Genomic DNA, 12,658 nt, shown 5'->3' on the forward strand with positions numbered 1-12,658 from the left:
CGTGTTCCGGACGTTCGTCGGTGAGCCGGTCGAAGGCGCTGTCGAGCGCACGGCGGGTGTCGGTGACGGCGTGGTTGTTGGCGTACGCCTCAGCGGCGCGCAGGTCGAGGATCGTGCCGACTTTCGGGCTGGTGGCGGGGTAGCTGGCTCGCGCGGTCTCGGCGAGGGTGATCGACTGCCGGAGTTGGCCGAGGTCCTTGGCCTGGCAGGACATGAAGCCGAGGATGTTCGCGCCGAGGCCACGGTCACCGGCGGCGTGGGCCTGGTAGAGGCCGGCGATCCAGAACCGTTGGGCCTGGCTGTGGTTGCCGCCGTCGAACGACAACCAACCGGCGAGGCGCATCAGTTCACCGGCGGTGCAGTGCAGACGCCGCCCGACCGAGTCGGTGTAGCGGCGCTCGCGTAGCACCGCGACCACGGTCGCCAGGTGCTGACGGACCAGGCCGAGTGTCTGGCCGCTGCCGAGGTGGTCGTCCATCCGCCGCAGACTCGCGGTGACGGCGTCGAGGTGGTCGACGACCTCACCGGACAGCGGCCGGCCGGTCGTCGAGGCGACGTCCGTCGGCTGCTGGGCGATGATCCACTCGTGTGCCGGTGACGTCAGCGCGGAGACGAGCAGGGTCAGGTAGATCCGTCGGCGCATGCCGCCTCCCGACTCGGCAACCATCATCGGCCGTGACTGACGCAGTTGGTGCGCTCGTGGCGGCCCGTGTGGAGAGTCGCCACGAGCAGGGGGAGCCAGGGGTTACGGGCGGGCGCCGTGGGTCTTGATGGTGGTGGTGAAGGTGGTCCAGGCGGTGGGGGCGAAGGTCAGCGTCCCGGCGGCGGGGGCTTTGGAGTCGCGTACGTCGATCTGGGTGCCCCGGTCGCGGACCTCGACGCACTGGCCGTTGTTGCCGGATCGGCTCGACGTGCGCCAGGTGTTACGTTCCATCCTCGCTCAGCTCCTTGATCAGCTTGACCGACTCGGCCGGCGACCTTGCCAGCATGCTGAGATTGTCGTACGCCGCCGAGATTCGCGCCAGGTCGCGGGTTGACTCAAGGAACAGCTCACCGGCCAGGGTCTCGATGTAGCCGAGCGGTGGATCGTCCCGCTCGAAGCTGAGCAGAGCGAAGCCGCTGGTGATGGCCAGGTGTGCGCCGGCTTCGAAGCGCAGCACCTGGATCGTGACGTTGGGCAACTCGCTGAGCGTGACGAGGTGGGAGAGTTGGTCGCGCAGCACGTCCGGGCCGCCGACCTCGGTACGCAGCGCCGCCTCGGACAGGATCGCCTTGAGCCGCAGCGGTGTCGGTTGCCGGTGCAGCACCTCCTGTCGGGTCATCCGGGTGGCGACTCGCTGGTTGACCGTGTCCGGGTCGACCTCCCGACCGATGATGTTGACCTCGCGGGCGTAGCGCTCGGTCTGGAGTAGACCGGGCACCAGCGTCGGCTCGTAGTTCTTGAGCTCGACGGCTTCGGTCTCGTAGGCGATGTACGTCGCGTACTTGCCGCCGACGCGCTGCCACCAGCCGTCCTCGCGCAGGTCGCGGGCCTGGGCCAGCAGCGACGAGCCGGGCTCGGCGTCGAGCGGGACGCCGTAGGCGACGAGCAGCTCCATGACGTCACCGGCACGTGGCTTGATCTCGCCGGACTCGATCCGGCTGATCCGCGACGACGAGCAGCGGACCGACTTGGCGACTTCCTCGCCGGTCAGGCCCTTGGCTTCACGGAGCTTGCGCAGATCGCGGCCGAGTCGCCGGGAGCGTGGAGTGGCTGGGGCAAATCGAGGCATGGCCATGATTCTGCACGACCGTTGCTCATCTGTCTGCCCCTGAGGACATGCTTTTAATCATTGATCATGAACGTGGTCTTGCTATGCATCAAGTGATGCTGCAATCTGTAGTCGATACGCCACGAATCAGCCCCGCAGGGTGTGTCGCTGCGGCAATGCGGCGACCCGTCGGGGGTCGGGGCGTGGCAACGCTCCGACCCGCCGGCCCCCGCCAGAAGGTGAGAGTGCTCGTGATCGCCAGACTGCTACCGATCGTCTTCGCCGGTCTGATGCCCGGCTTCCTCCTCGGCCTGTTCGCGTTCCGGGTCAAGTCACGGTGGTGCCCGCGCTGCGGGGCGACCACCGAGGCCATCCACCGGAGCATGCACCGATGACCGCGCCCGGCCGCCACCGCATCGCCGACCAGCCCATCGGCCGGCGGATCGCCCAACTCCGCGCCCGACGCGGCCTGACCCAACAGGTCTTCGCCGACCGCATCGGCAAATCCCACTCCTGGGTCGACAAGGTCGAACGCGGCATCCGCGCCCTCGACCGGATCTCCGTCGTCCACACCGTCGCCGCCGTCCTCGGCGTCACCCCCGAGGTCATCCTCGGCCCCACCACCAGCCAACCCGAACCGGCCACCGACGTCGCGGCCGCCGTCGAACACCTCCGCGCCGCCCTCGCCCGCTACGACACCCCCACCCCCGACCAACCGTCACCGTCCGCCGACGACCTGCACCGCCGCATCCAGTACGCCCACACCGCCTACCAACACGCCCACTACCCGCAACTACTCCGCATGCTGCCCGACCTGCTCACCCACACCCGCTACACCACCACCAGCGACGCCCCCGACGCCGGGTACCTGCTCACCCGGGTCTACCGGCTCACCGCCCACCTGCTGACCAAACTCAACGAACCCCACCTCGCCTGGCTCGCCGCCGACCGCGCCATCGCCACCGCCAACGGCCACCCCCGGCACACCGCCGCAGCCGCCATCGCCCTCACCCAGGCACTCCGCGCCCTGCACCGCAGCACCCTCGCCACGCGAGCCGCGCTCACCGCCGTACCACTCATCACGCCGGCCACGACCGACCACCCGGCACCCGACGACCACGCCCTCGCCGGCACCCTGCTGATCGAAGCCGCCCTCGCCGCCGCCACCGGCAACGACCCCGCCACCGCACACCAGCTCACCGACCGCGCCGACAGACACGCAGCCACCATGAGCCACCACCAGCGGCGCCCCGACCACGGCGACACAACCACCGCCTTCGGGCCGACCACGGTCACGCTCGCCCGCGCCCACCTCGCCGCCGCCCTCGGCGACCCGCACCAGGCCATCACCCACCACCAGCGCGGCACCGCCGGTCACGGCTGGCGGGAGCTACCCGCCGAGCACCGTGCCGCGCACCTGATCGACGTCACCCGCGCCTACCTCGACACCGGCAACCCCACCGCCGCCGCCCGCGCCATCATCGCCGCCGACCAGATCGCCCCCGCCGAAACCCGCACCCGACCCACCGCCCACACCGTCGTCGCCACGCTCCTACGGGCCGGTCCCACCCCCGACCTGACCCGCCTCGCCACCACCATCGGCCTCACCCCACGACCCTGACCAGCCGGCTGCTGGACCGCGACTCCCTGTGAAGTGCTCGAAATTTGGCAGCTCGGTTGCTCAAATTTTGGTATCCGCACTTCTCGAATAGTGGTAGTTTCACCTCCTGGGATTCGGTACTTCATTGCTACGGAGGGGGCCAGGGTGCTGGAACCACTCGCCGGAATCGCGCAGCGGCGAGTCTCTGCGCTGCTCGATGACCTGCTCCGGGTGGAGCCGGTCATCGCCCTGCACGGCCCTCGCTCCGTTGGCAAGTCCACGGTCCTGCGCGCGCTCGCCGACCGGCACGGGGTCCCCGTTCTGGACCTGGACGAGTTGGGCATTCGCGACGCCGTGGTGGCCAACCCGCAGACAGCCGTCACTACGCCGGGCCTGCTCTGCGTGGACGAGTATCAGCATGCCCCGCAGATCCTCGACGCGTTGAAGGCTCGACTCAACCGCGAAGGCAGCCGGCCGGGTACCGCCGCGTTGACCGGGTCGACCCGCCAGGACGCGCTGCCCCGCACCGCGCAGGCACTCACCGGACGCCTGCACACCATGACAATCTGGCCCATGTCACAAGGAGAGATACGCGGCGTCCATGAAGATTTCCTGCCGGCGCTTCGCGCAGCGCCCGACGCGACCGTCGCAGCCAGGCCAGCGTCGACGACCACCCGGACGGAGTACGTTGATCGACTCTGCGCTGGAGGGTTCCCCCTGGCCCTGCGCCGCACAGGCCCCGCGCGCGACCGTTGGTTCGACGACTACGTCCGCCAGTCGCTGGAGCGCGATGCCATCGAGCTTGTCCGGGTACGTCAGCGCAGCATGCTGCGCGAGCTGCTGGGTCGACTGGCTGGAAGAACCGGGCAGGTACTCAACCTCACCAGCGCGTCCCAGGGCCTCGCAGGTGAGCGCAAGACCATCGAAGGCTACGTCCGCCTCCTCGAAGACCTCTTCCTCGTCGACCGACTTCCTGCTTGGGGTACGACGCTACGCGCGCGAGCCGCAGCATCACCGAAGGTGCATGTCGTCGACACCGGCGTGGCCGCCCGGCTGATGCGAGTCTCTCCCGCCAAACTCGCCACACTCGACCCGACCGCCTTGACGGAGTTCGGGCACCTTCTAGAGAGCTTCGTCGTCGGCGAGCTCCGCAAGCAGGCCTCCTGGCTTGACGAAAACGTAACTACGGGGCACTGGCGCACCTACGACGGCGACGAGGTCGACTACGTCATCGAGTTCGACGACGGCAGGGTCCTCGCGTTCGAAGTCAAGGCGAACGAACGCGTCGCGGGCGCCGACCTCAAAGGCCTCCGAGCGCTACGAGACGCACTCGGCGACAGGTTCATCGCCGGCGTGGCGTTCAGCACCGGACAACGCTCGTTCACCTACGAAGACCGCATTCACATCATGCCCGTCGACCGACTCTGGACACCTATCAGCGGCTACCTCACGCTGACGCGGTGATGGGGTGCGGGTCAGGCGATCGCGGCGATGGCGCCGTCGTCGAAGTAGATGGCCTGGTGAAGCCGGCCACCGAGCGCGGCGGCGTAGCGGGCGACGACATCCTGTCCGGAGATCTTGCCCTGTTCGATCTGGGAAACTCGGCCCTTGGTGACGCCCATCCGGTCGGCGACCTGTTGCTGGGTCAGGCCTCGGGCCTTGCGTACCTCGGCGAGGCGGTGCCCGACGACGGTGGCCAGCAGTTCCCGCTTGCCGGCCTCGACCGCCTCCTCACCGCCGGCCCGTTCGACATAGGCACTCCGGACGTCGCTCCAGCGCGTGTAGCTCGTCACGGCCTCACCTCCTGCATGGCACCTTCTCCTCGATCGATCTCGCAGCTGCCAGTCGCTCCAGCACCACGAGTGTCGGCACGGTCCCGCCAGCCTCGAACCGGGCCACCGCAGACTGCGTCATCCCTGACGCCGTTGCCAACTGCGTCTGACTCCAACCGCGACGCTCGCGCAGCTCACGCACCGAACGACCGAGCTCGAACGCCAACCGCGCCGCCTCGTACGCCTCAGCTGCGTCGGGCTCAGCCAACCGCCGCTCCCGCAGCACAGCCCAATCGCCACCCTCACCCATGGCTAGACCTCCTCTTCGCCCTCAACCTGGTGTGCCTCGTCGATGCACCGCGCCAGCGCCTGCCGTTCCCCGGTGCCGGGCCCTGCCTGTTCGACGGCGTGGACGTGGCCCCGGTCGCGCCGGAGTTGATCCGTTTCGGGGCGTCGGCGCGTGGCTCGGCCGGCTGGCTGGCTGCTAGAATATCTAGTGCGGGACGATCTCGATCTCCCGCACAGCCTTAGGGCCCGCCTCGCGGGCCCTTTGTGCATCTACCGAAAGTCTCGGGCCCAGAGCTGGCTCTGTCCCCGATCCCCGCTCGACGGAAACCAGCACAGCTCATGGTGTACTCGCGGCTGCAACCGCTTCCACATGGAGACTTTCGCCTTCCGTGACCGCTCGTCTGCTTCTTCGTGGGTGAACACACGGCGGTACAGAAGGGTGATTACGTCTGCGGCCTGCACCAGCCGGCTGGCATGACTGGGAGCAAAGTGCAAGGTGTCGACAATCCTCGTCAGTTTCCGACGGCGGTACCCGTTGGTGCCGACCTCTCGGTAAACCGACAGATCAGTCCGGTGTTTCGCTTGACCGTCGACTTCGTCAGCGATCACCAACGCATAGTCGCCATGCTCGATGGCGCACTCGTCGACCCGCTCCAACAGGTGTTGAAGCACTGCCGTATGCGGCGGGTCAGGGTGGGGGTAGCGGGCACGTTGCCCGACTACATCCATGGCTCGGGCGATGACCTTGACGTCTTGCGCGGCGACCGCTTCGATCACGTCATCGAACACACCGACCCGCGCTCGGACCGGAACTCCCGCCCAGTCGCCACCCGCGTGAAAGATCTCGTGCCCATGGAGTTCGACCTTTGCATCCAACTGATACGCCGCTGCCGCAGCGGCAGCAACCCGCTCCAGCTCGTCCGATAACGCAACTGCCGCAGGCCCGTCGACGAGCAGTCCTGCCATGGCGAACCAGCGATCAGTGTACGACTCGTCAACATACGTCAGCAGCACCAGCCCCAACCTCCGCCCCGTTGCCCTCGATGCATGTCGCGACCTTCGCGTTGACGATGTTTACTACAGGTGCCCGCGACGCAGAGGCGAGAATACGACAACCAGACAGAGATCGCCAATGCGATCAGAAATACTCTCACAATTGCCGAGCAACTCTCGTGTTCCGATCCGGTTCCTCATCGACTCGCAAGATCCTTCACTGCCCGCGCCACGCTCGCCCTCGCGGACTCAGGGGCATGGGCAGCACCGAGGTGACTGTGCGGTAACCCCTACGCCGGTACGCTCCGGCGTTGGGTCCGGCCGGGAAACCGGGCCCGGTGCGGGATGGCGGCATGGCGATCTACCAGGAGATGCCCACCGGTCTTCGCGGGCATCTCGTCACCGACCGTGGCGTGCCGGAGTCCGATGTCGTGTTCGTCGGGCATTGGAAGCACGGCTACGTCAGCCTCTGATCGCGGGCCCGCGTCGTCGGTACCACCACCAACATCGCCGACGCACGCCCCGCGCCCGCCGAGCATCAGACACTGTGGAGCTTGCGGGGCACGTAGCCATCCGCGAGGGACCATGTGCCATCGGGTTGCGGTGCGTCATCGGATATGACTAATGTGCGCTGTCCTCTGTAAGCCATCGCGCTCATCCGCTGCTTCGACATTCCATGGGGGAAACCGCAGCATGCCCAGAATGACAGTCCTCGGCCGGTTCGCCGCCGGCTGCGCGGCCACCAGCCTGGCCGCCCTTTCGATCGCCGCCCCGGCGCAGGCCGTGGAGTCAGACGACATCGCCTGGGTCTCGCCGTTCATCGAGTACGTGACCAACATCGCGATGGACGCGACCACGCCGAAGCCGATCGAGATCACCATCAGCAACAGTGTGCCGACCGCCGCCGTCGACGTGTCGGTGACGATCGACGCGTCCACGGTGTCGGACGCGTTCCGGATCGATCTGCCCGGTGCCAGCCAGGGTTGCACGGTCGCCGGCAAGGTGGCCACCTGCACGCTCGACGAACTCGCCGGCGACTCGACGCACGTCTACCGGGTCGACGCCCTGCCGGGTGACCTGGACGTCCTGGAGTACTCGGGCGTCATCGAGGTCACCACCTCCGCCGCGAACATGCCCGAGGAGCAGCAGACCACCGGCAGGGTCCAGCTCACCGGGCCCGGGGTCGATCTCGTGGTCGGTGAGATCGACGACGTGACGCTGCAGCCGGGGGAGAGCACGAACGTGCCGGTCCGGGCCGCGAACGTCGGCACGGTGGCGGCCGCCGGCGTACAGGTGGTGCTGAGCACCGGCCTGGACCTCGAGCTGCCGGACCGGTACGACAACTGCGAGTACAACGCCGACTTCCTCGAGCTGACCTGCCAGATTCTCGGCGAGGTCGGCCCGGGTGAGGTGTTCACCCTGCACGAGGAGACCCCGCTGCGGGTCAGGGTCGGCGAGACCGCACCCGGCCCGTCCGAACGGATCGTCGTGGTGTCGGTGCTGCCGTTGGGTGACGACGAGGTCGCGGCCCTCGGCACGATGTCCGCCCGATCCGCCGGCAACGAGCTCCGCCTGGCCACCCTGGAGCCGCTGCCGGACCTCAACGACACCGACAACTGGACCGAATTCCTGGTCAATATTCCGAACCAGCCGGCCGACTCGGTGGCGATCGGCGCGACGGTGCAGGGGGCGGTCGGCGACGTGGTCGACATCGAGGTCGGCATGCGCAACGACGGCCCGGCCGACCTGATCCTGCCGGGCCAGGCCTGGGCCCCGTCCGCGGTGGTGACGCTGCCCGTCGGAGTCGAAGCGGTCGCCGTCGGTGACCGCTGCGCCCCGGTCGTTGACGGCAGCCCGGTCTGGGACGACCGCGGTCAGCCGAACGGCCTGGTCTACTTCTGCCGGCCCACGCACAGTCCGGTGGCGGGGGAGTCGTTCCACTACCCGTTCCAGGTGGAGATCGTCGGCGCGGCCGGTGCCGCCGGCTCGATCGTCATCGACGGCGGCGTGCAGGACCCGGACACCGACAACAACACCGCCGAGATCACCCTCGGCAGCGGCGGCGAAGGTGCCGGCGGCGGGCTGCCGGTGACCGGAGCCAACGCCGGGCTGCTGGCCGGCGTCGGCGCGGTCCTCGTCGTCGCAGGTGCGGTGGCCGTAGTGATGTTCCGTCGCCGTCGGATCGTCACCGTCGTCGACTGACATTCAGAGGAGCAGCCGACCGTACGCCGTCCAGCCGACCGTACGCCGTCCATCCGGACCCCGCCGGGATCGCCCGGCGGGGTCCGGATGCTGCCTGTCGCTGAGCGACGCGCCCCCGCGAGCAGCGTCCACGGCGGAAAACCGGGTCCCCGCCGTTGACGGCAGCCCTCTACTATGCGCCGCATGCCTGCCGCACCACCGCTCACCCTCACCACCGATCTCACCACCGGATACCCGGAGCTCGTCGAGCTGCGTGCCGCGCTCGACCAGGCGGACTGGGCCGCCGCGTCGCGGCTGTTCACCGGTCAGCCGCCCGCCGGACCGACCAGGCCGTCCGGCGTCGGCACCGAACTGATCTGGTACGCCAGCTCGGTCGACGCCGCCCACGACGTGGCCCGACGCCGACACGACGCCGACCCGACCGACGGTCCCGCCGCCGCGCTGCTCGGCGCCTGTCTGATCAAGCATGCCTGGGCGGTCCGCACCAGTTTGCGCGCCGAGCATGTCAGCCGCGACCAGTTCCGCGAGTTCCACCGGATCCTGCGCGACGCCGAACGGGTGCTCATCGACGCGACCGCGTACCACCCGGACAACTGCGCGGCCTGGACGTACCGCCTCGTCACCGCCCGGGGTCTGGAGCTGGGCCGGTCCGAGGCGCGTCGGCGCTACGACCGGCTCGCCGAGACCGACCCGCACCACCTCCCCGGGCAGCGGCAACTACTGCAGCAGTTGTGTCCGAAGTGGGGCGGTTCGTTCGAGCAGATGCACGCCTTCGCTCGGGAGGCGGCTGCCGCCGCGCCAGCGGGTGCGCTCAACGGCAGGCTGGTCGCCGAGGCCCACACCGAGCACTGGTTGGAGCTGGAAGGCCGGGCGCAGCGCGACTACTGCGCCGACCCGCAGGTGCGTCAGGAGCTGCGCGACGCCGCCGCCAGGTCGGTGCTGCATCCAGACGCGGAGCAGTCGTACGGGTGGGTGGAGGCGCACAACGCCTTCGCCATGATCTTCAGCGTTATCGGCGATCACGCCGCCGCCGCACCGCACTTCGCTGCGGTCGGCAACCTGGTCGCGGCCGATGCCTGGGCGTACCTCAAGGACCCGGTGGCGGCGTTCGGACGGTTCCGTACACTCGCGACGAAGGCGGCAGGTGAGGCCCGATGATCCGGCAACTCGACGTCGACGGGATCCCGGCGCTGCTGGCCCCGACCGGAGGGCCCACGCACGCCGGGCTGATGTTCCGGGTCGGCCAGGCCGACGAGACGCTGGCCCGGCGTGGCCTCACCCATCTGCTCGAACACCTCGTGCTGCATCCGCTCGGCGCCGCCGACTACCACTACAACGGCACCACCGGCAGCGTGGTGACCCACTTTCACCTGTCGGGCTCCGTCGACGACATCACCACCTTTCTGACCGGGGTGTGCAGGTCGTTGCGGGAACTGCCGGTGCACCGCCTGGACACCGAGAAGGCGATCCTGGACACCGAGTGGGCCGGCCGGCCGGCTGCCGCCACCGACCAGTTGCCGCTGTGGCGCTACGGCGCGCGTGACTACGGGCTGGGTGCGTATGCCGAGCTCGGATTGCCCGCGATCACCGCCGAGGACCTGCAGGAGTGGGCGGCCCGGTACTTCACCCGGGAGAACGCGGTCCTCTGGCTGGCGGGTGCCGAGTTGCCGCCGGATCTGCGGCTGGAGTTGCCGTCCGGGACCCGGATGCCGGCCCCTGCCGCCTCGTCGGCGCTGGCGGGTACGCCGGCGTTCTTCTACGGGCCGGGTCGGGCGACCGCGATGGACGCGGTGGTGCCCGCCGGGGCGGCCGCCCGGGTGCTCAGCGGTGTCGTCGAGCGGGAGCTGTTTCGGGCGCTGCGGCAGCGGGACGGCCTGTCATACACGACCGCCACCGACTACGAGCCACGAGGCGACGGCAACGCGGTGGTCACCGCCCTCGCGGACGCTCCCAACGGCAAGGAGGACGCGGTACTCGGTGGCTTCGTCGATGTACTGGCCAAGATCCGGGTGGGTCGGATCGACGAAGCGGACGTCGCCGCTGTCGTCGGTAAGGCCACCGAGGCGCTGTCCAGCGTGGAAGCGGACGGCGCGCGGCTGCCGTCGATCGCGTTCAACCTGCTCACCGGCCGGCCGGTGCGGTCCAGTGACGACCTGACCCGGCAGTTGAAGGAGGTCACCGTCGAGTCGGTGCATGCGGTGGCGACCACCGCGCACGCGTCGTCGCTGCTGATGACGCCCCGTGGCCGGGGTGCCGACTGGGCCGGTTTCACCCGGGCCGAGCCGGGCCTGGTGGGGTTGCTTCCCGGCACCAGCCACCGAGGGCTGGGCGGGCTGGACGGCCAACGGCTGATCGTCGGGGCGGAGGGGGTCAGCCTCGTCACCGGGTCCGGGCAGTCCGGGCAGGTGGTATCGGTGCGCTACGACCGTTGCGCGGCGATGCTGGCCTGGCCGGACGGTGGCCGTCAGCTCATCGGTGACGACGGCGTCAGTCTGCAGTTGGAACCGACGGTCTACGAGGGTGCCACCGCCGAGCTCGCCGATGCAGCAGTCCCGGTGCAGTCCCGGATCGACCTGCCGGCCCGGGACCCGGCGGAGATCCCGCAGCCGGAGACCGTCGCCGGTCCGGCCGGGCGGCATCCCCGGTCGGGCGTCGCCGGCAGCGGGGTGGTTGCCCGGTTCCGAAGCCTGGGCAGCGACCAGCAGTTGAAGGTCGGCGCACTGGGGCTGATTACGCTCGTCGTCGGGGTCGCCGTGCTCAGCCTGACCATCGCCATGATCGTCGGAGCGGTCGACTTCCGGGTGCTGAGCGCGCTCGGCAGTTGGATGATCGCCGGCTACCTGGGCCGGGCGTTTCTGAAGGCCTGGAACGAGGGCAGATGAGAGACCAAGTCTGAAATATCGCTTCGTGCGCGTATAGCACGATTTATCCTGACCATGCACCGGGCGTCGACCGAGATGGACTTCGTGGTCAGAGATGAACTTCGAGACAGCTGTCCTGATCATCGGTACGACGGTTGACGCCCTCGGTGTGCTGATCATCCTCACCGGCCTGGTCGTCGGCACGGTGCTCTACCTGCGAGGCGCGTTTCGTGAGCGGAACATGCGGGCGACCTACCGCCGGTACCGGCAGGACATCGGCCGGGCGATCCTGCTCGGGCTGGAGTTTCTCGTCGCCGGGGACATCATCCGTACCGTGGCGATCTCGCCGACCTTCCAGAGCGTCGGCGTGCTGGCAATGATCGTCGCGGTGCGTACGTTCCTCAGCTTCTCCCTGGAGGTCGAGCTGGATGGCCGGTGGCCGTGGGGCCGGCGACGTCGCACCGGCGACGACGCCGCGGCGACGGGACGACAGGCATGACCTGCGGCGTCGTGGGTACCGGATGTGGTACGGCGAAATTCGGTGCCGCCCCCGGCGCAGACGACGTCCGTGAGGAGGAACGATGGCCGCCAAGCGGGAGAAGGCCGACAAGCACCAGCAGGCCGAGCAGATGCGTGACGACGTGCCCAGCACGATCGCCCGCTCCGACGACAAGGCCGTACGGACCTACAAGAAGACCCTGGAATCGGCCGAGGAGAGTTACGGCGACCCGGCGCGGGCGCACCGCGCGGCGTACGCCTCGTTGAAACACAGCCACGAGAAGGTCGGCGACCACTGGCAGCCAAAGGACAGCCTGGGCCCGTCCGATCCGCAGGCGGCCCAGGGCACGCCCCAGTCGTTGCGCCGGCCCCGGGAGACCGCCCAGGGGGTCGACGCCAACGCCGGCAAAGGCCACCTCGACGACGTGGCGCGCCAGGTCGGCATCGACCACCCGCAGGACATGAACAAGGACGAACTGGTCAAGGAAATTGAGAAGGCGAACGCCCGGGCGACCGCGAAGGCCCGTAGGAAGTGACTGCCTGACTCACCTGAAACGTCAGCGACTGACCGCGGGGGGGAGGGGGGGGGGGGGGGGGGGGGGGGGGGGGGGGGAGGGGGGGGGGGGGGGGGGGGGGGGGGGGGAGAGGAGGGAAAGGGTTTAGAACGAATGACAGAAGGGCTCCCTTCTCTTC

The 12,658-nt window shown here is 69.1% G+C and carries 14 protein-coding genes and 1 pseudogene; 9 read left to right on the top strand and 6 right to left on the bottom strand.

The genetic code is table 11. From position 1 onward, the window contains the following. From ACXAHD_RS27865 to ACXAHD_RS27875, 3 genes and pseudogenes are all read right to left on the bottom strand, one after another. Positions 1-643: pseudogene (locus tag ACXAHD_RS27865) on the bottom strand (hypothetical protein); the annotation flags it as partial. A 102-nt stretch (positions 644-745) separates the two neighbouring features. Then, a complete protein-coding gene (locus ACXAHD_RS27870; protein ID WP_475054343.1) occupies positions 746-934 on the bottom strand; it encodes a DUF397 domain-containing protein in 189 nt (62 codons plus the stop codon). Beyond that, positions 924-1,772: a helix-turn-helix domain-containing protein gene (locus ACXAHD_RS27875; RefSeq protein ID WP_421370321.1), complete on the bottom strand. Its 849-nt coding sequence runs from the start codon at positions 1,770-1,772 to the stop codon at positions 924-926. The genes ACXAHD_RS27870 and ACXAHD_RS27875 overlap by 11 nt, the downstream gene beginning before the upstream one ends. A 230-nt stretch (positions 1,773-2,002) precedes the next feature. Between ACXAHD_RS27875 and ACXAHD_RS27880 the strand changes: the two genes are divergently transcribed. The 3 genes from ACXAHD_RS27880 (at position 2,003) to ACXAHD_RS27890 (ending at position 4,815) form a co-directional block, all read left to right on the top strand. Further along, positions 2,003-2,146 carry a hypothetical protein gene (locus ACXAHD_RS27880; RefSeq protein ID WP_289211320.1) on the top strand — a complete coding sequence of 48 codons (144 nt, stop codon included), beginning with the start codon at positions 2,003-2,005 and terminating at the stop codon, positions 2,144-2,146. Then, the gene (locus tag ACXAHD_RS27885) at positions 2,143-3,372 is read left to right on the top strand and encodes a helix-turn-helix domain-containing protein (RefSeq protein WP_289211319.1); all 1,230 of its coding nucleotides are present in this window, start codon (positions 2,143-2,145) and stop codon (positions 3,370-3,372) included. The genes ACXAHD_RS27880 and ACXAHD_RS27885 overlap by 4 nt, the downstream gene beginning before the upstream one ends. Positions 3,373-3,516: 144 nt before the next feature. Then, positions 3,517-4,815: an ATP-binding protein gene (locus ACXAHD_RS27890; RefSeq protein WP_281551639.1), complete on the top strand. Its 1,299-nt coding sequence runs from the start codon at positions 3,517-3,519 to the stop codon at positions 4,813-4,815. 11 nt (positions 4,816-4,826) lie between these two features. Here ACXAHD_RS27890 and ACXAHD_RS27895 read toward each other — a convergent pair whose 3' ends face one another. The 3 genes from ACXAHD_RS27895 to ACXAHD_RS27905 form a co-directional block, all read right to left on the bottom strand. Next, positions 4,827-5,144, bottom strand: coding sequence for a helix-turn-helix domain-containing protein (locus tag ACXAHD_RS27895; RefSeq protein ID WP_281551638.1), 318 nt, complete (start codon positions 5,142-5,144; stop codon positions 4,827-4,829). Between the two features lie 4 nt (positions 5,145-5,148). Continuing rightward, the gene (locus ACXAHD_RS27900) at positions 5,149-5,433 is read right to left on the bottom strand and encodes a helix-turn-helix domain-containing protein (RefSeq protein ID WP_281551637.1); all 285 of its coding nucleotides are present in this window, start codon (positions 5,431-5,433) and stop codon (positions 5,149-5,151) included. A gap of 248 nt (positions 5,434-5,681) precedes the next feature. Beyond that, positions 5,682-6,425 carry a DUF3800 domain-containing protein gene (locus tag ACXAHD_RS27905; protein ID WP_475054348.1) on the bottom strand — a complete coding sequence of 248 codons (744 nt, stop codon included), beginning with the start codon at positions 6,423-6,425 and terminating at the stop codon, positions 5,682-5,684. 681 nt (positions 6,426-7,106) lie between these two features. On the opposite strand from ACXAHD_RS27905, the gene ACXAHD_RS27910 reads away from it, so the two are divergent. The 6 genes from ACXAHD_RS27910 (at position 7,107) to ACXAHD_RS27935 (ending at position 12,628) form a co-directional block, all read left to right on the top strand. Then, positions 7,107-8,606, top strand: coding sequence for a hypothetical protein (locus ACXAHD_RS27910; protein ID WP_281551634.1), 1,500 nt, complete (start codon positions 7,107-7,109; stop codon positions 8,604-8,606). A gap of 183 nt (positions 8,607-8,789) precedes the next feature. Beyond that, entirely contained in the window at positions 8,790-9,764 is a 975-nt protein-coding gene (locus ACXAHD_RS27915) for a hypothetical protein (RefSeq protein ID WP_281551633.1), read from the top strand. Next, the gene (locus ACXAHD_RS27920; protein ID WP_281551632.1) at positions 9,761-11,488 is read left to right on the top strand and encodes a peptidase M16 family protein; all 1,728 of its coding nucleotides are present in this window, start codon (positions 9,761-9,763) and stop codon (positions 11,486-11,488) included. The genes ACXAHD_RS27915 and ACXAHD_RS27920 overlap by 4 nt, the downstream gene beginning before the upstream one ends. A 94-nt stretch (positions 11,489-11,582) precedes the next feature. Then, entirely contained in the window at positions 11,583-11,966 is a 384-nt protein-coding gene (locus tag ACXAHD_RS27925; protein ID WP_289211311.1) for a DUF1622 domain-containing protein, read from the top strand. Between the two features lie 82 nt (positions 11,967-12,048). Beyond that, positions 12,049-12,501: a ChaB family protein gene (locus tag ACXAHD_RS27930; RefSeq protein WP_281551630.1), complete on the top strand. Its 453-nt coding sequence runs from the start codon at positions 12,049-12,051 to the stop codon at positions 12,499-12,501. Then, positions 12,455-12,628: a hypothetical protein gene (locus tag ACXAHD_RS27935; RefSeq protein WP_475054356.1), complete on the top strand. Its 174-nt coding sequence runs from the start codon at positions 12,455-12,457 to the stop codon at positions 12,626-12,628. Before ACXAHD_RS27930 ends, ACXAHD_RS27935 begins: the two co-directional genes overlap by 47 nt. Positions 12,629-12,658 lie beyond the last annotated feature (30 nt).

This window comes from Micromonospora sp. ABR4_055, from assembly GCF_056160425.1.